Annotated in this window: 21 protein-coding genes, 1 tRNA gene and 1 pseudogene; 16 read left to right on the plus strand and 7 right to left on the minus strand. The window is 32.6% G+C overall.

Annotated features, from left to right (window positions below; all coding sequences use genetic code 11):
* The first annotated feature begins 143 nt into the window (after nucleotides 1-143).
* From rsmA to ACKGJI_RS00305, 8 genes are all read left to right on the plus strand, one after another.
* The gene (gene rsmA / locus ACKGJI_RS00270; RefSeq protein ID WP_458700574.1) at nucleotides 144-983 is read left to right on the plus strand and encodes a 16S rRNA (adenine(1518)-N(6)/adenine(1519)-N(6))-dimethyltransferase RsmA; all 840 of its coding nucleotides are present in this window, start codon (nucleotides 144-146) and stop codon (nucleotides 981-983) included.
* Nucleotides 949-2,892, plus strand: coding sequence for a ribonuclease J (locus tag ACKGJI_RS00275; RefSeq protein ID WP_458700575.1), 1,944 nt, complete (start codon nucleotides 949-951; stop codon nucleotides 2,890-2,892). The genes rsmA and ACKGJI_RS00275 overlap by 35 nt, the downstream gene beginning before the upstream one ends.
* Nucleotides 2,893-2,901: 9 nt before the next feature.
* Nucleotides 2,902-3,864, plus strand: a complete 963-nt coding sequence (locus tag ACKGJI_RS00280) for a KpsF/GutQ family sugar-phosphate isomerase (protein WP_458700576.1) — start codon at nucleotides 2,902-2,904, stop codon at nucleotides 3,862-3,864.
* Nucleotides 3,865-3,872: 8 nt separating this feature from the next.
* On the plus strand, nucleotides 3,873-4,643 hold the full coding sequence (locus ACKGJI_RS00285) for a pseudouridine synthase (protein ID WP_458701668.1): 771 nt from the start codon (nucleotides 3,873-3,875) through the stop codon (nucleotides 4,641-4,643).
* Complete coding sequence (locus ACKGJI_RS00290) at nucleotides 4,636-5,817, plus strand: replication-associated recombination protein A (RefSeq protein WP_458701669.1); 1,182 nt, start codon at nucleotides 4,636-4,638, stop codon at nucleotides 5,815-5,817. Before ACKGJI_RS00285 ends, ACKGJI_RS00290 begins: the two co-directional genes overlap by 8 nt.
* A 143-nt stretch (nucleotides 5,818-5,960) precedes the next feature.
* Nucleotides 5,961-7,301 carry a protoporphyrinogen oxidase gene (gene hemG, locus ACKGJI_RS00295; protein ID WP_458700577.1) on the plus strand — a complete coding sequence of 447 codons (1,341 nt, stop codon included), beginning with the start codon at nucleotides 5,961-5,963 and terminating at the stop codon, nucleotides 7,299-7,301.
* Nucleotides 7,302-7,303: 2 nt separating this feature from the next.
* Entirely contained in the window at nucleotides 7,304-7,702 is a 399-nt protein-coding gene (locus ACKGJI_RS00300) for a CDGSH iron-sulfur domain-containing protein (RefSeq protein WP_458700578.1), read from the plus strand.
* Nucleotides 7,703-7,981, plus strand: coding sequence for a J domain-containing protein (locus tag ACKGJI_RS00305; protein WP_458700579.1), 279 nt, complete (start codon nucleotides 7,703-7,705; stop codon nucleotides 7,979-7,981).
* Here the strand turns inward: ACKGJI_RS00305 and ACKGJI_RS00310 are convergent.
* Together ACKGJI_RS00310 and purM are read right to left on the minus strand one after the other, a co-directional pair.
* A complete protein-coding gene (locus ACKGJI_RS00310; RefSeq protein WP_458701670.1) occupies nucleotides 7,975-8,727 on the minus strand; it encodes a YdcF family protein in 753 nt (250 codons plus the stop codon). The genes ACKGJI_RS00305 and ACKGJI_RS00310 overlap by 7 nt on opposite strands.
* The gene (gene purM, locus ACKGJI_RS00315) at nucleotides 8,727-9,722 is read right to left on the minus strand and encodes a phosphoribosylformylglycinamidine cyclo-ligase (protein ID WP_458700580.1); all 996 of its coding nucleotides are present in this window, start codon (nucleotides 9,720-9,722) and stop codon (nucleotides 8,727-8,729) included. The genes ACKGJI_RS00310 and purM overlap by 1 nt, the downstream gene beginning before the upstream one ends.
* An 81-nt stretch (nucleotides 9,723-9,803) precedes the next feature.
* Here purM and coaE point away from each other — a divergent pair, with 81 nt between their 5' ends.
* The 3 genes from coaE to ACKGJI_RS00330 are packed head-to-tail and all read left to right on the plus strand — an operon-like array spanning nucleotide 9,804 to nucleotide 11,830.
* Nucleotides 9,804-10,406 carry a dephospho-CoA kinase gene (coaE, locus tag ACKGJI_RS00320; RefSeq protein ID WP_458700581.1) on the plus strand — a complete coding sequence of 201 codons (603 nt, stop codon included), beginning with the start codon at nucleotides 9,804-9,806 and terminating at the stop codon, nucleotides 10,404-10,406.
* On the plus strand, nucleotides 10,387-11,124 hold the full coding sequence (dapF, locus tag ACKGJI_RS00325) for a diaminopimelate epimerase (protein ID WP_458700582.1): 738 nt from the start codon (nucleotides 10,387-10,389) through the stop codon (nucleotides 11,122-11,124). Before coaE ends, dapF begins: the two co-directional genes overlap by 20 nt.
* Entirely contained in the window at nucleotides 11,108-11,830 is a 723-nt protein-coding gene (locus tag ACKGJI_RS00330) for a glucosaminidase domain-containing protein (protein ID WP_458700583.1), read from the plus strand. The genes dapF and ACKGJI_RS00330 overlap by 17 nt, the downstream gene beginning before the upstream one ends.
* A gap of 2 nt (nucleotides 11,831-11,832) precedes the next feature.
* Here ACKGJI_RS00330 and prfA read toward each other — a convergent pair whose 3' ends face one another.
* On the minus strand, nucleotides 11,833-12,900 hold the full coding sequence (gene prfA, locus ACKGJI_RS00335) for a peptide chain release factor 1 (RefSeq protein WP_458700584.1): 1,068 nt from the start codon (nucleotides 12,898-12,900) through the stop codon (nucleotides 11,833-11,835).
* Nucleotides 12,901-12,937: 37 nt separating this feature from the next.
* On the minus strand, nucleotides 12,938-13,204 hold the full coding sequence (rpsT, locus tag ACKGJI_RS00340; protein WP_458700585.1) for a 30S ribosomal protein S20: 267 nt from the start codon (nucleotides 13,202-13,204) through the stop codon (nucleotides 12,938-12,940).
* A 152-nt stretch (nucleotides 13,205-13,356) separates the two neighbouring features.
* Here rpsT and glmM point away from each other — a divergent pair, with 152 nt between their 5' ends.
* Nucleotides 13,357-14,700, plus strand: coding sequence for a phosphoglucosamine mutase (gene glmM, locus ACKGJI_RS00345; protein WP_458700586.1), 1,344 nt, complete (start codon nucleotides 13,357-13,359; stop codon nucleotides 14,698-14,700).
* Nucleotides 14,693-15,142 carry a signal peptidase II gene (gene lspA, locus ACKGJI_RS00350; protein ID WP_458700587.1) on the plus strand — a complete coding sequence of 150 codons (450 nt, stop codon included), beginning with the start codon at nucleotides 14,693-14,695 and terminating at the stop codon, nucleotides 15,140-15,142. Before glmM ends, lspA begins: the two co-directional genes overlap by 8 nt.
* A gap of 10 nt (nucleotides 15,143-15,152) precedes the next feature.
* On the opposite strand, the gene ACKGJI_RS00355 is transcribed toward lspA, so the two are convergent.
* The 3 genes and pseudogenes from ACKGJI_RS00355 to ACKGJI_RS00365 form a co-directional block, all read right to left on the minus strand.
* Nucleotides 15,153-17,105 (minus strand): methyl-accepting chemotaxis protein, encoded by a 1,953-nt coding sequence (locus tag ACKGJI_RS00355; RefSeq protein ID WP_458700588.1) that lies wholly within the window; start codon nucleotides 17,103-17,105, stop codon nucleotides 15,153-15,155.
* An 86-nt stretch (nucleotides 17,106-17,191) separates the two neighbouring features.
* Nucleotides 17,192-17,620 carry a CZB domain-containing protein gene (locus tag ACKGJI_RS00360; protein WP_458701671.1) on the minus strand — a complete coding sequence of 143 codons (429 nt, stop codon included), beginning with the start codon at nucleotides 17,618-17,620 and terminating at the stop codon, nucleotides 17,192-17,194.
* Nucleotides 17,603-17,866, minus strand: a pseudogene (locus ACKGJI_RS00365) (methyl-accepting chemotaxis protein); the annotation flags it as partial. The gene ACKGJI_RS00360 and the pseudogene ACKGJI_RS00365, both read right to left, overlap by 18 nt.
* Nucleotides 17,867-18,468: 602 nt before the next feature.
* Between ACKGJI_RS00365 and ACKGJI_RS00370 the strand changes: the two are divergent.
* From ACKGJI_RS00370 to infC, 3 genes are all read left to right on the plus strand, one after another.
* A tRNA-Val gene (locus tag ACKGJI_RS00370) sits at nucleotides 18,469-18,544 on the plus strand.
* A 49-nt stretch (nucleotides 18,545-18,593) separates the two neighbouring features.
* Complete coding sequence (gene thrS / locus ACKGJI_RS00375; protein WP_458700589.1) at nucleotides 18,594-20,411, plus strand: threonine--tRNA ligase; 1,818 nt, start codon at nucleotides 18,594-18,596, stop codon at nucleotides 20,409-20,411.
* Entirely contained in the window at nucleotides 20,408-20,926 is a 519-nt protein-coding gene (gene infC, locus ACKGJI_RS00380; RefSeq protein ID WP_458700590.1) for a translation initiation factor IF-3, read from the plus strand. The genes thrS and infC overlap by 4 nt, the downstream gene beginning before the upstream one ends.
* The last annotated feature ends 120 nt before the right edge of the window (nucleotides 20,927-21,046 follow it).

The raw sequence follows: 21,046 nt of genomic DNA on the forward strand, positions 1-21,046 counted from the left end.
TTATGATACAAAAATAGCCCCAAAAATCTGCTGAAAATTTACCTATAATGACTATCTAAGTAAAGTTTAGATAAAATCAAGCCAAATTTAAACTGACCTTACGCACGATATATAGTGCGTAAGGTCAGTTGTAAAGAGTAAAGATGATAGAAGCAAAGAAAAAATTTGGACAAAATTTTTTACAAGATACATCAGTCCTTCATAAAATCATCCAAGCGATGCCCAAAAATGATAGAAAACTTATCGAAATTGGACCTGGCTTAGGTGATTTGACGCAAAAGTTACTAGAGGTTAAACCTGTAGTAGCGTATGAGGTAGATACAGATTTATGTGTTTATCTAAAAGAAAAATTTTCTAAAGAAATAGATGAAAAAAACTTAACTCTAGTGCAAGGTGATGTACTAGAGAAATTTAGTAGTGGTAGCTTAGCAAATGAACCATATGACTTGGTTGCAAATTTGCCGTATTATATAGCTACGACTATTATTTTAAGAGCTCTAAAAGACCCACTGTGCAAGAGTATGGTCGTAATGATTCAAAAAGAGGTTGCTAAAAAATTTAGTGCACCTCATAAGACAAAAGAGTTTACATCATTGGCAATTTTGGCTGGCAGTATTGCAAAAGCTGAGATTCTATTTGATGTTTTCCCTGAATCATTTGAGCCTCAACCAAAAGTGGTTTCATCTGTTTTAAAAATTGAAAAAGAGAAAAACTTTATAGGAAGCGATGGAATTTTTAAGAGCCAAGATGATTTAGATGAATTTGAAATTTATCTAAGATATGCCTTTAGTGCTCCTAGAAAAACATGGCTAAAAAATATTTCTGCTTGGGTAGATAAAGCAAAAGCAAAATCTATATTGGCAAAGTATGAATACAAAGAATCTATAAGACCTCATGAGCTAAGCGTCTCGTCTCATCATCTATTATTTAACGAATTAAGGTACAAAGATGGAAGAGAAAAAGAAACAAGAGGTAAAAGCTAATAATGCTCAACAAACTGGGAAAAAACAGGTAGCTAACAAACCACGAGCAAACAAAAATCAACAAGCAAAACAAAACAACAACCAGCCTAAAAAACAGAACAGTAAAAGGCAAAAGTTTCAAAGTGCAAAAGACAAACAAAGTACACTAGAAGGCAATGAAAAGTGGCAAAATGATATGCGTCGTGCAATAGAGGCAAATCAAAAAATGCACAAAGATAGACTTCAAAAGTTTAACCAAATCAATTCTGGTGATGCAAAAATCCGCATAACTCCACTAGGTGGTTTAGGTGAAATTGGCGGGAATATTTGTGTATTTGAGACTGATACTAGCGCAATTATTTTAGATGTTGGGATGAGTTTTCCAACAGAAGATATGCATGGAGTTGATATACTAATACCAGATTTTACATATTTAAGAACAATCAAGAAAAAAATTAAAGCTATTGTAATAAGCCATGCGCATGAAGATCACATAGGGGCATTACCGTATCTTTTTAAAGAGATGCAATTTCCAATCTATGCAACTCCATTGCCACTTGGAATGATATCAAATAAGTTTGATGAACATGGATTAAAAGCTCATAAGAAGTATTTCCGTCCAGTTGAAAAGAGAAAAGTAATTAAAATTGGTGATTTCAAGGTAGAATGGCTTCATATCACCCACTCTATTATAGATGCTTCTTCTTTGGCTATCACAACAGAAGCTGGAACAATTATTCATACTGGTGATTTCAAGATAGACCATACTCCAATTGATGGATATGTTAGTGATTTACATCGTTTTGCACAGTATGGTGAAAAAGGTGTTTTATGTCTGATGAGTGATAGTACAAACTCTTACAAAGAGGGCATAACAAGAAGCGAAAGCACCGTTGGAAAAACATTTGATGCAATTTTTTCTAAAGCAAGAGGAAGAGTCATCATGTCAACTTTCTCTTCTAATATACATAGAGTTTATCAAGCTATAGAGTATGGACTTAGATATAACAGAAAAGTTTGTGTTATTGGGCGCTCGATGGAGAGAAACCTTTTTACTGCTATTGATTTAGGCTATATTGATCTAGATAAAAGTATCTTTATTGATCCTCATGAGGTTAATAAATATAGTGACAAAGAGGTTTTAATTGTTACAACAGGAAGCCAAGGTGAAACAATGGCAGCACTTTATAGAATGGCAACTGATGAGCATAGACATATAAAAATAAAAACAAGTGACCAGATTATAATCTCAGCAAAAGCAATTCCAGGAAATGAAGCAAGTGTATCAAAAGTGCTAAACTTTTTGATAAAAAGTGGAGCAAGTGTTGCGTATCAGGATTTTAGTGAAATTCATGTTAGTGGTCACGCTGCTCAAGAGGAGCAAAAGCTCGTTCTTCGCTTAACAAAACCAAAATTTTTCTTACCAGTTCATGGCGAATACAATCACATTGCAAAACATAAAGAAACTGCAATAAAATGTGGAATCCCAAATAGAAATATACTTTTGATGAGCGATGGTGATCAAGTAGAGGTTTGTAGTAAATACATCAAAAAAGTTAAATCTGTAAAAACTGGAAAAGTATTCATTGATAATCAAATCAATGAGCAAATTTCAACAGATGTTGTTATTGATAGGCAAAAGATGGCTGATTCTGGACTTGTTATGATAGTGGCTCAAATTGATGCAAGTGAACACAAGTTAATAGCTAAGCCAAAAGTTGTTAGCTACGGATTAGTGCCTGATAGTAAAGATCAAGCTTTTAGCAAGGATATGGAAGGGATTATTGATCAATTTATAATAAATGCTAAAAAAGAGTTACTGCAAAATACAAGAGCACTAGAAAATGAACTTCGTCAGGTAGTAAGAAAACATATATTTAGAAAAATGAAAAAGTATCCAACAATCGTTCCTACGATTTTTGCGATGTAAGGGAAAAAGATGAATTTAGTAAAAATTGCAAAAGAAGTTTTAGAATTAGAAGCAAATGAACTTAATAGAAGTGCTCAAAAACTTGGTAATGAGATAGAAAAAGCAGTTGAATTAGTAATGTCAACAAAAGGCAAACTAATTGTAACTGGAGTTGGTAAAAGTGGACTAATAGGTGCAAAAATAGCAGCAACTCTAGCAAGTACAGGAACTAGTAGTTTCTTTTTACATCCAACTGAAGCACTTCATGGTGATTTAGGAATGATTGGAAGTGATGATGCAGTTTTGGCGATTAGTTTTAGTGGTGAGAGTGAAGAGCTTATTAAAATCTTACCTCATATAAAAAGATTTGATATACCTCTTATTGGTATGGCAAGAAGTATTGAAAGCTCTCTTGGTAAATATAGTGATGTTTTTTTATCTATTGATATTCAAAAAGAAGCTTGTCCGCTTGGAGCTGCTCCTACAACTTCTACTACGCTAACATTAGCACTTGGTGATGCCCTAGCAGTTTGCTTAATGAAAAAAAGAGATTTTAAAAAATCAGACTTTGCTTCATTTCATCCTGGAGGTAGTTTAGGAAAACAATTGTTTGTTAAAGTTAGTGATTTAATGAGAAGTAAAAATCTACCAATCATAAGTGACAAAACACCTCTAAAAGAGGCTATTATAGCTATAAGCGAAGGTAGACTTGGAAATGTAATCATAACTAACAAAGAAGATAAGTTAGTTGGTGTTTTAAGTGATGGAGATTTGAGAAGAGCTCTTTTGGAAGATGGCTTTTCAATGGATAATTATGCCATAGATTATGCTTCAAAAAATCCAAAAACTTTAAATGATGAGTATATGTTAGCAAGTGATGCTTTAAAAGTTATAGAAGAGCATAAAATCCAAATGTTAGTGATAACTGATGAGTCTTTACATGTAAAGGGAGTTTTACATATTCACGATTTGGTTGAAGCTGGTATAAAATAATGGAAAAAATAAGACTAAACAAGATAATTTCACACAATACAAGATACTCAAGGCGTGAAGCTGATGAGCTTATAAAACAAGGTTTGGTAAAAGTTGGAGGAAAAGTTGTAACTGATCTTTCGACTAAAGTAAGCTTTGAAGACAAAGTTAGTGTTAAGGGTAAGAATTTATTTGAAAAAAGTGGTTACTCAGTCATAGTATATAACAAACCAAAAGGTGAGCTAGTTAGTAAAAAAGATGATAGAGGAAGAAAAACGATATATGATTCTCTTCCAAAGAAATTTTCTCATTTTTTAAGTGTAGGAAGATTAGATTTTTCAAGTGAAGGTTTGCTTTTGCTTTGTGATTCTCCTGAAGTTGTTTCAGCCTTGATGCACGGTGATTTGGAAAGAGTTTATTATGTGAAAATAAAAGGTGAGATAACACCAAGCATGGAAGAAGCCATGAAAAACGGCTTGGTTGCAGAAGATGCAAGAGCTGGAGGACACTCAAAAAGCAAACTTCACTCTATGGAATTTGCTCCATTTGTAAATTACCGCATCATCAAAAACCGCCCTACTTTTTCGACTCTAAAAGTTACAATAACAGAGGGTAAAAATAGAGAATTAAGAAGATTTTTCGCATATTTTGATGCAGAGGTAGTGGATTTAAAAAGGGTAAGCTACGGGATAGTTGATTTGGGTATGTTAAAGCCTGGAAAAACTCGCTATCTTGAAGCAAATGAATACAGAGCTCTAAGAGATTATCTAAATTATGCAAAGCAAAGTAGTGATACATAATCTAGCACTATCTTTTCGTCCTAAAACTATAGAGGATTTTATTGGGCAAAGGCATTTAGTTGGCAAAAATGCACCTTTTTATAAACTTTTAAAATCTAAAACAATTCCTCATGCTATATTTTTCGGTCCAGCAGGAGTTGGTAAAACTACTCTTGCTAGGATTATATCTCGTGAGCTTGACCTCCCCTTTTATGAGTTGGATGCAACTAGCGTTAAAGTTGAAGAATTTAGGAAGATATTTGCTCAGCACAAAAATGCACTTTATAAACCTTTAGTTTTCATAGATGAGGTACATAGACTCTCAAAAACACAACAAGAGGTACTCTTGCTTCCAATGGAAAATAAAGAAGCTATTATCATAGGAGCAAGTACTGAAAATCCATACTATACACTATCAAGTGGTATTCGCTCTCGCTCAATGCTTTTTGAATTTTTACCCTTAGATAGTGAAGATTTAGAGATACTTATACAACGAGTTCAAAACAATCATGATTTTAGCATAATGGATGATGCCAAAGAGTATCTTATAAGCTCATCTAGTGGTGATTGTAGGTCCTTACTAAATCTTTTGGAATTTGCTTTACATGTAGATACTAATATAACAATAGATACTTTAAAATCACTTCGTCCAAATGCTCTAAAAGATGGTGTTAGCTCAAGCCAAACACATTATGATTTGATAAGTGCTATGATAAAAAGCGTTAGAGGAAGTGATGTTGATGCAGCTTTATATTACCTTGCTAGATTGATTGACGGTGGAGAAAGTGCAGATTTTATAGCTAGAAGGTTAGTTATACTAGCAAGCGAAGATATTGGAAATGCAAACCCAAATGCACTAAATTTAGCTAACAGTTGCTTACAAAGTGTTAGTAAAATCGGATTTCCTGAAGCCAGAATCATATTGGCCCAAACACTTGTATATCTTACATGTAGCCCAAAATCAAATAGCTCATATAAAGCAATCAATAATGCTTTAAATTATGTAAAAAATGAAAAAGCACTTACAACTCCAAGTTATCTAACAAGCATGGATTCTAGTGATTACAAGTACCCTCATGATTTTGGAGGATGGGTAGAACAGAAATACTTGGAAAAAGAACTATGTTTCTATGAGAACTCTACTATAGGGTTTGAAAAGACTTTAGAAGAGTGGCTGAGGAAGATAAAAGGATAAAAAGAAATTATATATTTTTACAAATATAGAAGTAGCGTACATATATGAATACATCTTGTGTGAAATTTAGAAATTGACCTAAGTTATCTCTTTATTAAGTAGATAACACTATAATACTTATTTAAAATGTTTAAGGAACTACAATGAACATAGCAATTATTGGTGGTGGTATAAGTGGTCTTAGTACGGCTTTTTATCTTAAAAAAGAAAATCCTGATGTAAAAATTACTTTATTTGAAAAGAAGCCAAATCTTGGTGGAAAGATGAAAACAAGAAATCAAGATGGTTTTTTATTTGAAAAAGGAAGTAATGGCTTTTTATCCAATAAACCTGATACACTAGAGCTTGTAAAAGAATCGGGATGTGAAGATTTACTGCTAAAGAGCGATGATAATGCTAGAATAAGATATATCTACAAAGATGCACTTCATAGACTACCTGAATCACCGATGGCATTTTTGAAGACTCCTCTTTTGAGTTTTTCAGGGAAAATTAGAGTTGCAAGTGAATATTTAAGAGCCCCTAAAAAAGATGATAGTGATGAAACTTTACAAAGTTTTGGATATAGAAGAGTAGGTCGTGAGATGACTGATACCTTTTTAGATGCAATGGTAGCTGGAATTTTTGCTTCAAAACCAGATAAGATTTCAGTAAAATCAGCATTTCCTGCTGTAGTTAAACTCGAAAAAGAGTATGGTGGACTTTTTCGTGGGATGTTGGCAAAAAAGAAAAAAGAAGCAGGTCCTGGTGGTGTTTTGATGAGCTTTAAAGGTGGTGTCAGCAGTTTTATTGACAGATTATCAAAGAGTGTGGATATTGAGATAAAAAAAGATACTTTTGTTGATAAAGTAGATAAAGAAAACGATAAATTTGTAGTAATTGCCGATGATAAAAAGTATCTGTTTGACAAAGTAGTTCTCTCAACCCCAGCTTATACAAGTGCAAAGTTAGTAACAGGTTTGGATATGTGCTTGTCTGAGATGTTAAAGACAATAGAGTATTCTCCTATTAGCGTTGTTGGGCTTGGATATGATAATTTAAGCCACCCATTAAATGGTTTTGGGCTTTTGACAACCACCTCTTCTAAAAAAGAGATTTTAGGAGTTTTATGGGATAGTTCAATTTTTCATGATAGAGCACCAGCTGGTAAAAAATCTCTTAGAGTAATGATAGGAGGGCAAAGAAATCCTGAACTTGCTTTAAAAAGCGACAAGACCCTTGAAGAGATAGCTCTAAGAGGCGTTAAAGAAACTATGGGCATTGAAGATGTTCCTAGTGTAGTTTATATAAGACGATATCAAAGAGGTATTCCAAATTATAGAGTTGGGCATTTAGAGAGTATGAAACAACTTTTTGATAGATTAAAAGAGCATGAAGGATTATATCTTAATTCAAATGCGTATTTTGGAGTTGGACTAAATGATTGTGTTTCAAACTCTAAAAAAACTGCACATAAAATATCTCAAGATATTAAAAAAGGATAAATTTGCTTAAAATTAGTATAAAACCACTAGAACATGGGCCTTTTAGATTGAGCGTAGATACAGATGAAGACAAGGTTGAAAATATATTATTTGATTCAAGAGGCAAATCAATAGCAATTAGAAGAAGCAATATCTTATGCAGATGTGGAAAATCAAGAAGGCAGCCATTTTGTGATGGAGTTCACAGAATGAGTGGATTTAAAACAGAACAATACGAAGATATAGAGATAAGTAATATCAAAAAGATAACAGTGGTTAAAAACGGACCTTTACATGTAGAAGAATCTACGGGCGCTAAAGAAGCTAAAAAACATAGTTTATGCAGGTGTGGTGCATCTAATGACAAGTTGTTTTGTGATCAAACTCACATTTCACTAAAAGCAAAAAATTATACATTTTAAATGAAATATAAAGAATTTGAAGAAGCAGTAGATACATTGGGGCTTTGTACAAAAGTTAGCTTGAATGACTTAAAAGAGAGATACAAAGAGTTATCAAAAATATATCACCCTGATATGCCAACTGGAGATGCTAAGAAGTTTGATGAGGTTTCTAAGGCTTATAAACTTTTAAAAGCATATATGCAAGATTTTAGATTTTCTCTTAGCGAAGATGAATTTTATGAGCAATTTCCAGCTGTTTTGAGTATGGACGATTGGCTAAGTGGAAAAACTCAGTAAATACCTCTAAGATAAAGACTTAATATGCCAAAGTACTCATGAAGAGCTTTATAGCTTCTTTTAAATGCTCCCATTTGTGGGAATAAATCCCAAATATTTTTTTTCTCATAACTTACTTTAAAATCTGTTGCCATTGGGATTACATCAAATCCAAAATGTTTATATAATTTTATTGAACGACTCATATGATAAGCTGAGGTAACAAGAAAAATTTTTGGCTTTTTGATACCTAGTTTGTTAAAAATTTCTTTTGAATATTTTGCATTTTGGTATGTATCTAAACTTTTTGCTTCTTTGTTTAAAAGAGTGGTTTTTACTCCAAATCCCTCTTCTGTCTCTTTTAAAACATCATAAAAAGCATCAGCTTCGCTATAAGATTTATCAAGACCTCCTCCACTAAAAAGTATGGGAAGTTTATATTTATTTGCCAACGAAATACCCCAAATAGCTCTTTTAAAAGCATCTTCTCTTAAAGGAGTATTTGGAACACTTTTTAAGTGCCCTCCTCCTAGGATGACTACTGCATCAGCCTTTTGTTTTATATTTTTTATTTTATAAAAAGGCTTCTCAAGAGGCAAAAGCAAAAAATCGGCAACATATGAATTAGAGAGCGCATAAAACAAAATAGCGCTCAAAAATAGTGTTTTTTTGAATTTCTTAGCATATACTGAGGCTAAGAAAAGAAGAATTATAAAAATACCAGGAGGTAAAATAAGAAAGGTAAATAGCTTTGAGATTATATACATCAAAGCATAATAGCCTTTTTATCGCCCTCTTTTAACTCTCCAATAACATATCCATCAGAGTTTTTCAGTACATAATCTACATTTTCTTGACTTGCTACTAAAACCATACCTACACCCATATTGAATGTTCTATACATTTCATCTTCAGCTACTCGTGTACTCATGATATCAAAAATAGGAAGAGTTTTAATCTTTTCTTTATATACTATTGCTTGCAGGTTTTCAGGAAGTACTCTTGGTAGGTTTTCAACTATCCCACCTCCTGTTATGTGAGCTAATGCGTTTATCTTGTTTTTTAGCTTTTTAAAAGTTTTAACATAGATTTTTGTTGGCTCAAGTAACATATCAATCAGTGGTACTCCATCAATCAAATCATCAAATTTATAGCCAAGTTTTTCAAAAAATAGTTTTCTAACCAATGAAAAACCATTTGAATGAATTCCAGAACTTGGAAGCGCTACTAAAACATCTCCTGCTTTTACATGTACAAGTCTATTCATTTCTTCGTACTCTGCAATTCCTACTGCAAAGCCAGCTAAATCAAAATCATCTTTTGCATACATCCCAGGCATTTCAGCAGTCTCACCTCCGATGAGTGAGCATTCAGACTGTATACAACCCTCAGCAATTCCTTTTACAACATCAGTTGAAGCGTCTATATCAAGTTTCGCTGTAGCATAATAATCTAAGAAGAAGAGTGGTTCTCCAAAGTTACAAATTAGGTCATTTACACACATTGCAACTAAATCGATTCCAACTGTATCAAACTTTTTAGAATCAATTGCAAGCTTTAGTTTTGTACCAACTCCATCAGTAGCACCTAACATTACAGGTCGTTTGTATCCGCTAGGAAGTTCATATGCTCCTGCAAAAGAGCCAATCCCCCCTACTACATTTTGACTAAAAGTAGATTTTACTATTGGTTTAATATTTTCTACAAACTGATTCCCTGCATCTATATCAACGCCTGCATCTTTGTAACTAACTGTACTCATTTGAATAGCCCTTAAGTGTTTTTAATTCATTTTAACAAATATATGTTAAAATCACTATAAAATGTGAGGTACAATCAAATCATGTTACAGTACGGATATGCTCTTACAGGCTCGATTGCTACGGGTAAAAGCACAGTTTGTAAGATTTTAAAAGAAAATGATTTTTATGTTATTGATGCTGATTTAATAGCAAGAGATGAACTTGAATCTTCTAAAGATGAGCTAAGAAAAATTTATGGAGATGAGATATTTGTTGAAGGCGCAATAGATAGAAAAAAGTTAGCTAGTATTATTTTTAAAAGTGAAGAAGAGAGAGAAAAATTAAATTCACTAATTCACCCTAAAATAAGAGCTAGTATTAACGAATTAGCCCAAAAGCAAGAAAAGTTAAAAAAGCCATATATTATTGATATTCCTCTATTTTTTGAAAGTGGGGAGTATGAATGTAAAATGGTTGTAGTTGTTTATACTCCAAAAGAGATACAGCTAAAGAGGTTGATGAAAAGAGAAAATATAAATGAAGAAGAAGCTAAAAGAAGAATAACTTCTCAACTAGATATTGAATATAAAAAAGAAAAAGCCGATTATGTGATAGATAATTCTAAAGGTCCAAGTGAGCTTAAAGAAGAGACTCAAAAGTTTATAAATTTTTTAAAGGTACAAGATGCAAGTAACAAAGTATAATGCAAGTGGAAATGATTTTGTAATTTTTCATACATTCAAACGAGATGATTATAGTTTATTGGCAAAAGAGTTGTGTCATAGGCAAAATGGAGTAGGTGCTGATGGATTAGTCGTTTTAATTCCTCATAATGAGTACGATTTTGAATGGTTATTTTACAACTCTGATGGAAGTGATGCCGCAATGTGTGGAAATGCAAGTAGAGCTGTTGCTCACTACGCTTATACTAACAAACTTGCTAATAAAGATGTGAGATTTTTAACAAAAGCTGGTGTAATCTCAGCAAGTGTTGAAGAAGATATTGTTGAGAGTGAACTAACAAAAGTAAAAAAGTTATCTAATAAGTTTGAAGAAGAGGGCAGAGTATGGTACTTTTATGATACCGGCGTTCCTCATTTAGTAACTATAGTAGATAGTCTAGATGAATACTCAAAAGAGTTAGCCTCAAAAATGAGATATAAGCATAATGCAAATGTTAATTTTGTATTATATAAGGACAATGCTTTACTTGTAAGAACTTATGAGCGTGGTGTAGAAGATGAAACAGGGGCCTGTGGAACTGGTATGGCAGCATGCTTTTATGCTTTACATGTAGAGAAAATCATTGGGGATAAAATTAGAGTTTATCCAACAAGTAAAGAAGAATTATACTTAAAAATAGTAGGGGGAAGGCTATTTTTTAAAGGTAAGGTGAAAAAAGTTTTTGAAACAGTTATCTAAATTAATCGCTGGAGTTAGTTTTTTTGCTACGGTTACTTTTGGCATGGGCTTTCCTGATAGCTATTATGCTATAAAAGATTCGAAAGAGCAAAAAAAAGAATTTATAAATATCATGAAGCCTATGATAGATAAGGCAAATCAAGATATTCTAAAAGAAAGAGCATTTGTGAAAAGCTTTTTTGGGAAGGCTCTAAATTCATCTTTTAGGCATATGGATTCTAAAGACTTAAAAAAATTATTAAAACTTTCAAAAAAATACAGAATAACAAGTTTGTTTGATGAGGAGAGTTATTTAAAACGTATTGATATCGTTCCAGATTCGCTAGCTATCACTCAAGCAGCTATTGAGAGTGGCTGGGGAAAGAGTAGATTTGTTAGAATTGCAAATAATATTTTTGGTCATTGGACATGGGGAGAAGTTGGAATAATCCCTGAAAATAGAGAAGAGGGCAAAACTCATAAGATAAGAATTTTTAGAACCCTGCAAGATTCAGTAAATGCATATGTTTTAAATCTAAACAGACATTTTGCTTATCAAGCATTTAGAGATTTAAGATATAAAAAAAGATTAGAAGGAAAAATTTTAACCGGTTTAGAAGCTGCAACAACTATGATAAACTATTCTGAGTTAAGAGAAAAATATGTAAAAATGCTTCAAAAAATGATGACTGATTATAGACTGTTGTATTATGATAATGCGAAGTAGGACTAAAGTCCTGCTTCACTCATTGCAACTGATTGGTAGTGTGTGATTAGAGGGTCTATGATTTCATCAAGTAAACCGCCCTCCATGATTGCATCTAGTCTATAAAGTGTTAAGTTGATTCTGTGATCGCTAATGCGATTTTGTGGGTAGTTATAAGTTCTGATTCTTCCACTTCTATCACCTGAGCCCACTTGTTCTTTTCTCTCAAGTGATAGTTTTTCATTTTGCTCTTTTTGTTGGATTTCAAAAAGACGAGCTTTTAGTATCTTCATCGCAGCATCTTTGTTTTTGTGCTGACTTTTTCCATCTTGATTTGTTACAACTAGCCCTGTTGGTAAGTGAGTAATCCTTACAGCACTATCTGTGGTGTTAACGGATTGCCCACCATTACCACTTGAGCGCATAACATCTATTTTTAAATCATTTGGATTTATATTTACTTCTACATCATCAACTTCAGGCATAACTGCAACTGTTACAGCTGAAGTGTGTACTCTTCCTTGAGATTCTGTTTTTGGAACTCTTTGCACTCTGTGAGTTCCACCTTCATACTTGAGTCTTGAATATGCTCCACTACCCTTGATGATGGCTATCATCTCTTTGTAACCGTCTAAAACACCTTCGCTTGAACTTACAATTTCTACTTTCCAACCTCTATTTTCTGCATATCTAACATACGCTTTAAAAAGGTCAGCCACAAACAGTGCAGCTTCATCTCCACCAGTTCCAGCTCTTATTTCTAAGAAGATATTTTTATCATCATTTGGATCTTTTGGGAGTAAAAGTATTTTTATCTCTTCTTCTAGCTGCTCTTTTAGAGGCTCTAGCTCTTTTAACTCTTCTTTTGCAAGTTCACCTAGTTCATCATCTTCTAAAAGAATTTTATTTTCTTCAATGCTGTCAATAGTTGAGATATATTCTAGTGCTTTTTCTTTGATTGGATCTAAGTTTGACTGCTCTTTTGATAACTCAGTCATCTTAGCAATATCATTTGCAATATCAGGTGCACTTAAGAGTTTTGATAGCTCTTCGTATCTGTCTAAAAATGGTTGTAGTTTTTGTTTTAACATGAATGTATTTTAGGATAAGTAAGGGGAGACTGCGTAATTACGCAGCCACAGAGTTAACTAGCTTAGCTAGTCTACTAATACGACGAGCAGCAGTATTTTTCTTCAAAATACCTTTTGTCGCGTATGAATGAAAACTCTTATTTGCATCCTTTAAAGCAGCAACTGCAGCTTCCTTATCACCTGCTTCTACTGCAACTCTAACAGCTTTAGTCAGATTTTTAATTCTTGTTCTATAAAATCTGTTTCTTTCTGTTCTTACTTTTGTTTGTCTAGCTCTTTTTTCTGCTGATTTATGGTTAGCCATTGCTAAGCCTTTCGTTTTAAAATTTAGGCATTGATTATACAGAAGAAAATATTAAAAAAACCTTATTTTAAGGATAATTTTATAAATATTTTCTACATGTAGAAGCAAATTTGTGTTATAATCACAAAAAATAAGATATTTGAGGAATTTTTATGGGAAAATTATTTGGAACTGATGGAGTAAGAGGGAAGGCTGGAAAAAAACTTACAGCGATGGTTGCTATGCGTTTAGCAATGGCAGCTGGTATTTATTTTCGCAAAAATTCAATAAACAACAAGATAATAGTAGGAAAAGATACAAGAAGAAGTGGATATATGATAGAAAATGCAATAGTATCAGGTTTAACTGCAATTGGATATGATGTAAGACAAATCGGTCCTATGCCAACACCTGCTATTGCTTTTTTAACTGAAGATATGAGATGTGATGCTGGAATCATGATAAGTGCGTCACATAATCCTTATTTTGACAATGGTATCAAGTTTTTTGACGCAAAAGGAAATAAACTAGATGAAGAGGCTGAGGCTAAAATAGAAGAAATTTATCATAATGATGAACTTATTATGAAAAACCAAAAAGAGGAGTTTGGCATCGGAAGGTCAAAAAGGATTGATGATGTTATTGGAAGATATATAGTTCATATCAAAAATTCTTTTCCTAAAAACTTGACTCTTCATGGGGTAAGAGTTGTTTTAGATGTTGCAAATGGTGCAGCTTATAAGGTAGCTCCAGCTGTTTTTAGTGAACTTGGTGCTGATGTAATTTTGATGAATGATGATCCAAATGGAAGCAATATAAACCTTAATTGTGGTGCTTTGCATCCCCAAGCTTTAGGAGAAGAGGTTAGAAAGCTAAGAGCAGATATAGGTTTTGCTTTTGATGGGGATGCTGATAGATTAGTTGTAGTAGATGAAAATGGTGATGTTGTTCATGGAGATAAACTTTTAGGAGCATTGGCAACCTATTTAAAAGAAGCAGGAGCTTTGAAGAAAAACTCATGCGTTGCTACTGTGATGAGTAATCAAGCTTTAGAGGATTATTTGAATCTGCATGAGATAGAACTCCATAGATGTAATGTTGGAGATAAATATGTTTTAGAAACTTTCAATCAAAAAGATTTGAATTTTGGTGGAGAGCAAAGTGGACATATTATATTAAATGATTTTGCAAAAACTGGTGATGCACTAGTTGCAGCACTTGCAGTCATGGCAAATGTACTAACAAAAAATGAAAAAGTTAGCAAACTTTTAAATCCGTTTGAGCTTTACCCACAACTTCAAAAAAACTTGGTAGTTGGTAAGAAAATAGAACTTAGCAAGATTGAAGGTTATGAAGAGTTAGTAAACGAAATCAAATCACATGGTATCAGAGTTCTTATTAGATATTCAGGAACTGAAAATCTTTTGAGACTTCTTCTTGAGGGAAAAGATGAAGATAAACTGGCTGAATTCATGGAAAAAACATCATCTTTTTTGCAAAGCAAGTTAAATGGCTAAAACCTTTATAGTTTTCTTTTTAGCTTTTATTGGTGTTTTTATTATAGACCAAAATATAAAAGCTATTTTTTTAGATGGGTTTAGATGGTATGGAGATTATTTTTCATTAATTTTGACTTTTAACAAAGGAGTGGCATTTTCAATGCTCTCTTTTTTAGAGGGCAATTTAAAATATATTCAAATTGTTCTTTTAGCAGGTGTGTTTTTGTACCTGCTTTACGAAAAGGATCTCTTTAGAAAATTCTCATTACCAATTGGCATAATCTTAGGTGCTGGAAGTAGCAATGTATATGATAGATTTATTCATGGTGGAGTAGTTGATTATTTTTATTGGCATAAGTGGTTTGACTTCGCTGTGTTTAATTTTGCTGATGTAATGATAGATATTGGAGTTGGGATTATTTTACTATTGAGTTTTATGAATAAAAAAGAGGGTAGTTAATACCCTCTTTTTAAGTTCTAAATTTTCCTAATACTCCGTTTAACTCTTCTGTTAATTTATTTAGGTGTTCAGCAGCACTACTTATCTCTTCAATACTTCTTGTATTTGATGTTGTATTTTTATTGATAATATCTATTTTTTCAACTATGGCATCAACTCTTTTACCTGTATCAATATAATCTTGAACAGTTTTTTCACTAGAGTGGGTGGCTTGTTGCATTATTTTAGATGTTTCTGTGATATTGTTTTGGGCATTTGAAGCACCCTCAATTAATTTTTCCATATCTTTTGAGTTTGAATTCATTTGTTCACTAGTATCAGAGATAGCTTGAACTACTACATTAATAGTTGCATTAATCTCAGTTAAGCTTTTTTGAGTTCTCTCAGCTAGCTTTCTTACTTCATCAGCAACAACTGCGAATCCTCGTCCGTGCTCTCCAGCCCTTGCTGCTTCAATTGCGGCATTGAGTGCTAATAAATTGGTTTGATCGGCAATATCAGAGATAACAGTTAAAACATCTTTTACTTGCTCTGTATCACTGCTAAGTTGAGTTATCCTTTGAGCTAGTTCTATCTCAGTATGAGCACTTTGATTTACTTGTTCAGTCATAGCTACTATTTGCTTTATTGCATCATCTAGCTTTTTGTTTGCACCTTCAATCTCTTTTTTAGATTTTTTTGCTTCCTCTACTGAAATTTCTAACTCATTTTTTATCTCTTGTGACATTAGATTTGTCTCATCAATGATATTTGCTGTATCTTCAACCGTTTTCCCAACCTCAAGTGCGGTAGATGAAAGCTCATTTGCAACTGAGGCATTTTCATTGCTTGATGATTTTGCAATAGTGATTATTTCTCTTACTTTATTGATAAAGTTATTAACTTCTTGTGAGGCTTGTCCTATCTCATCTTTACTTTTAACTTCTAATTGTTGAGTTAAATCTCCCTCTCCCTTAGATAATTCTCCAGCTCTATCTTTTAGTTCATTTAGTGGTTTACTTATCATTTTACTCATTATAAATATAAGCACGATAACTATAAATAAATCTGTTGCAATCATTATGATGATTTGTTGAATCATACCACTTCTTGCTTCTTCAATAGCGTGATTAATATGTTCTAGTTTATCAGCTATAAGTATGAGTCCAACACGATTGCCTTGAAAATCTTTGAGCTCTTTTTTGATGACAAAATAATTTTTTGTTTTAAAACTTTGCTTTTGTTGTGATAAATCAAGATTTTTTATTTCATTGAATAAATTCATATTTGTAACATCTTTTCTCTGAGCTAAAACAGTATCTTTTGCCATCGGTGCCTTAGCTAGGAGAGTTGCAGTTTTAAGTTGAGCTTTATCCATGAGAACTAGAACATCTGCATCAATATCTTTTTTCGCAGCTTTAACGATAGAGTTAAATCCTTGCATAAACTCAACAGAACCCAAATACTCTTTATCTTTTATAATTGGAGCAATTCCTCTTATGACCATACCAGCCCTTCCAAGTTCAATTGCAACTAGAGGTTTTTTAGTCTCTTTTACCTTTACAATGGTGTGGCGAAAACTAGATAAATCATCACCATTTTTATTTGGTTTCCATTGTCTTAAAAAACTTTTTATATCTTTAGTGTGTATGTGAATTTTTACATTTTTATATGGAGTATTTTCTTTATAAGTTTTAATGAGTTTATTTAAACCTTCTATTGCGAATTCTATATTATCATACTCCAAAGCTTCAATTACATCAAAATTAGATGAAATATTTATGGCATTTGTTAATCCCACATCATACTTTGCAGCCAGTTGATTTTTTAAGTATACTTGAAGTGATGTTGACTCTGATTTATATACATCTTTTTCAATCTCTTTTATACTATTAAAAGAAGAAAACAAAACTAGCACCATGCCAATAACAATAGAGGCAATCAACGGAATGTGTATCTTATTTGAAATCGATAAATCTTTCATGATAGAATTCTTTGTGGTTTATCGCAATTACATATTTTGAAATAAAATAGATTTAACTATTTTAGTAACAAAAATACAGCCTTTTTTTACCCTTTTTCTTTTAACATATTATTTAAACTTTCAAATACTTTTTTACTTGCTTCTTCTGCATTTTTAAATAATGAAAGTACATAGTTTATATCATTTAAACACTCTCCACTTTGTATGCAAGCAAGAGCATTATTTATCTCTTCATGAATTTCTTTGTGTGGTGCTTCTAAATTTTTATAAGAAGATGTCTTAGCAAAGTTTTCTCTTCCTTCTTTTTGATACCACTTTCCTAGTCTACATGTAGTATGATCGCTCAGCTCAACCGTTTTATCACTAAATACACCTTGATATCCATGTACTTTAAATAATATATGATCAATTTTAGCTAAAGTAGTAAAAATTTCTAGTGATATTTGGCTTGCTTCTTTTTGTATATGATTTGAGCTGGAAATAAGATATTCAAATTTCTCTTTGAAGTTACTAATATATTCATTTGAGTCATTTGCTATCTCTTCTAGTGTGCTACTTTGTTCTAACATTGTATTTGCACTTTGCTTTAAAGTACCTATATTTAACTCAACCTCTTGAGTTGCTTTTTGGGTTCTCTCAGCAAGTTTTCTTACTTCATCAGCAACAACTGCAAAACCTCTTCCATGCTCTCCTGCACGCGCAGCTTCAATAGCAGCGTTCAATGCTAGCAGATTAGTTTGGTCTGATATATCTTTAATGAGACCAATAACTTCACTTATTTGACTTACACTATTTTGTAAATCTCCAGCATTCATTCTAGAGTTGTTTGAGGATTCTAGTATAGTTTGAAGTGATTGTAGTAAAAGATCAGATGTTTTATTAAGTGATGCTATATTACTGTTTGAATCTTTTGTACTAGTAATTATATCATCTGCCTTATTTAGGTTGTTTTCAACAGAAGATTGAACTTCTCTTATATTATCTTCACAACCTGATATAAGAAGATTTGACAAAGAAGTTTTTAGTTTATTTTCTTTTAAAATAGTATCATTGCTTGTGATACTTTCTTCATATTTTTGTACTTTTTCTATGAGTTCATTATTTTCTTTTTCTAACTCTTTTATTCTTTGTTCTAATTCGACAATCTTATTTTCACAAGCTTTATTCTTTCCAAACATATAGCATCTCCCTTTATAGTTTCTTTTAAAATTATGTAAATAGTATACCTAAAAAATTTTTAATAAAAATAAATTAACTTAAAAAAATTATTATTTTAAAGAAGTGTGTGAGTTCTTTACATGTAGTTATTTTAAAATTTAAGTAAAAATTATGTTTTTTTTAAGTAATATTATCTCTCTTGTGTGGTCGCGTAGCTCAGTTGGTAGAGCACTACCTTGACATGGTAGTGGTCGTTGGTTCAAGTCCAATCGTGGCCACCATATTTTGTTCTTCCGAATGTATGGAAGTTCTATTTAGTAAAGGATAAAAATGCAAAACGAAGTTATTGCCTACACAGATGGCGTAACTCTTCTTGACACTCAAAGTGTCTCTTCGTCTGATTCATCAAATCTCAAAGAAGTTTTATTTGACAACTCTAAAGAAGCTCTTGAAGTGATCCGTCACTCAACTGCACATTTGATGGCTCAAGCAATAAAAGAGTTATACCCAGAAGCAAAGTTTTTCGTAGGGCCTGTTATAGAAGACGGGTTTTATTACGATTTTAGAGTAGATGCTAAGATTAGCGATAGTGATTTGAAAACTATCGAAAAAAAGATGCAAGAGTTAGCAAAAGCTAAATTGCCAATACAAAAAGCAACCTACACAAAAGATGAAATAATCAAAAAATTTGCTGATGATGATTTGAAGCAAGAAGTTTTATTAAGAATACCTGATGGTGAAGTTTCAACCTATAAGCAAGGTAATTTTGAAGACTTATGTCGAGGACCACATGTTCCAAATACTAGATATCTTAGATTTTTTAGTTTAACAAGAGTTGCTGGAGCATATCTAGGTGGTGATGAAAATCGTGAAATGCTTACAAGAATCTATGGTACTGCTTTTGCAGATAAGCAAAGCTTGGCTGATTATAAAAAAATGATAGAAGAAGCAAAAAAGCGAGACCATAGAAAATTAGGAAATGAGCTTAAGCTTTTTACATTTGATGAAGATGTAGGAGCTGGACTTCCAATTTGGCTAAACAATGGAAGCAGATTAAGAAGTAAGTTAGAACAAAGACTTTTTAAAGCTCACAGACTAAGAGGATATCAGCCAGTTCGAGGCCCAGAAATCCTAAAAGCAGATGCTTGGAAGATAAGTGGACACTATGATAACTATGGCGAAAATATGTACTTTACAGAGATTGATGGTTTTGAATATGGAATGAAGCCTATGAACTGTGTTGGACATATCAAAGTTTATCAAAATGATGTAAGAAGCTATAGAGATTTACCACTAAAATATTTTGAATACGGTGTTGTACATCGTCATGAGATGAGTGGTGTTATGCATGGGCTTTTTAGAGTAAGAGAGTTTACTCAAGATGATGCACATGTTTTTTGTACACCAGAACAGATAAAAGATAGCGTTATGGAAATGCTAGGTTTTGTTGATGACATCATGAAAACTTTTGGTTTTGAGTATGAGATTGAAATTTCTACTAAACCTGAAAAGGCTATTGGAGATGATGCTTTTTGGGAAGCAGCAACCCAGGGGCTTAAAGATGCACTTGATGAAAATAATATAGCTTATGGTATTGATGAGGGTGGCGGAGCATTTTATGGTCCTAAAATCGATATTAAGATTTTAGATGCACTAAAGAGAAAATGGCAGTGTAGTACAATACAGGTTGATTATAATCTTCCTGAAAGATTTGATTTAAGTTATATTGATGCAAATAATGAGCATGCAAGACCAGTTATGCTTCACCGTGCAATACTTGGCTCTTTTGAAAGATTTATAGGTATTCTAATCGAACATACTGCTGGAGAATTTCCATTTTTTATAGCACCAACTCAAGTTGTGATTGTACCAATAGGAGAAGCACATCAAGCTTATGCTAAAGAATTAGCTCAAGAATTACTCATTTATGATGTAGATGCAGAGATTAGTATGAAAAATGAATCTCTAAACAAACGCATTAGAAATGCTGAAAAAATGCGTGTTCCGATGATTTTGGTAATAGGTGATGAAGAAGTTGAGAAAAAAACTGTTGCTTTAAGAGATAGAAGAGAAAGAAAACAGTATAATTTAACAAAAGACGAATTTATGTCGATAGTAAAGGAAAAACTTAGTGAGGTACACTTTTGAGTAAAAAGAAAGAGGTTCAGCTCAACCACGAAATTAGAGCAAGCGAGGTGAGGTGCTTAGGCGATGATGGGACTCAATATGGGATTATTTCTCGTAATGAGGCGTTAGCACAAGCTGATGAGCTGGGGTTAGATTTAGTTCTGATTGCACCTGATGCGAAACCACCAGTTTGTAAGATTATGGACTATGGAAAGTTCAAATATCAAGAAGAAAAGAAAAAGAAAGAAGCAAAGAAAAAGCAAAAAGTAATCGAAGTAAAAGAGATTAAGCTTTCTGTTAAAATTGCTGAAAATGATATAAACTATAAAATTAAACATGCTAGAGAGTTTTTAGAAGCTGGTAAACATGTAAAATTTAGAGTTTTCCTGCGTGGTAGAGAGATGGCTAACCCTGAGGCCGGAGTTGAAGTACTTGAGCGTGTTTGGCCTATGGTTGAAGATATTGGCATTAGAGATAAAGCTCCAAAACTTGAAGGCCGATACGTAAATATGCTAGTTGTTCCAAAACAAAAATAGATACTAAAGTACTAGCCTTTACTTGGCTAGTACTTCTTGTTCGATTTACTCCATTTTAAGAAACTTTAAGATATAATCTCAGGCTTATTATACTTGCTGTGATAAAATTTATCACAAAAA

It is taken from the genome of Sulfurospirillum sp. 1307 (assembly GCF_054408545.1).

Excerpts from the sequence above, each read along its gene's own strand:
- rsmA (WP_458700574.1), top strand. The coding sequence starts at position 144 with ATGATAGAAGCAAAGAAAAAATTTGGACAAAATTTTTTACAAGATACA.
- ACKGJI_RS00275 (WP_458700575.1), top strand. The coding sequence starts at position 949 with ATGGAAGAGAAAAAGAAACAAGAGGTAAAAGCTAATAATGCTCAACAA.
- ACKGJI_RS00280 (WP_458700576.1), top strand. The coding sequence starts at position 2,902 with ATGAATTTAGTAAAAATTGCAAAAGAAGTTTTAGAATTAGAAGCAAAT.
- hemG (WP_458700577.1), top strand. The coding sequence starts at position 5,961 with ATGAACATAGCAATTATTGGTGGTGGTATAAGTGGTCTTAGTACGGCT.
- ACKGJI_RS00305 (WP_458700579.1), top strand. The coding sequence starts at position 7,703 with ATGAAATATAAAGAATTTGAAGAAGCAGTAGATACATTGGGGCTTTGT.
- ACKGJI_RS00310 (WP_458701670.1), bottom strand. The coding sequence starts at position 8,727 with ATGTATATAATCTCAAAGCTATTTACCTTTCTTATTTTACCTCCTGGT.
- purM (WP_458700580.1), bottom strand. The coding sequence starts at position 9,722 with ATGAGTACAGTTAGTTACAAAGATGCAGGCGTTGATATAGATGCAGGG.
- coaE (WP_458700581.1), top strand. The coding sequence starts at position 9,804 with ATGTTACAGTACGGATATGCTCTTACAGGCTCGATTGCTACGGGTAAA.
- dapF (WP_458700582.1), top strand. The coding sequence starts at position 10,387 with ATGCAAGTAACAAAGTATAATGCAAGTGGAAATGATTTTGTAATTTTT.
- prfA (WP_458700584.1), bottom strand. The coding sequence starts at position 12,900 with ATGTTAAAACAAAAACTACAACCATTTTTAGACAGATACGAAGAGCTA.
- rpsT (WP_458700585.1), bottom strand. The coding sequence starts at position 13,204 with ATGGCTAACCATAAATCAGCAGAAAAAAGAGCTAGACAAACAAAAGTA.
- glmM (WP_458700586.1), top strand. The coding sequence starts at position 13,357 with ATGGGAAAATTATTTGGAACTGATGGAGTAAGAGGGAAGGCTGGAAAA.
- lspA (WP_458700587.1), top strand. The coding sequence starts at position 14,693 with ATGGCTAAAACCTTTATAGTTTTCTTTTTAGCTTTTATTGGTGTTTTT.
- ACKGJI_RS00355 (WP_458700588.1), bottom strand. The coding sequence starts at position 17,105 with ATGAAAGATTTATCGATTTCAAATAAGATACACATTCCGTTGATTGCC.
- thrS (WP_458700589.1), top strand. The coding sequence starts at position 18,594 with ATGCAAAACGAAGTTATTGCCTACACAGATGGCGTAACTCTTCTTGAC.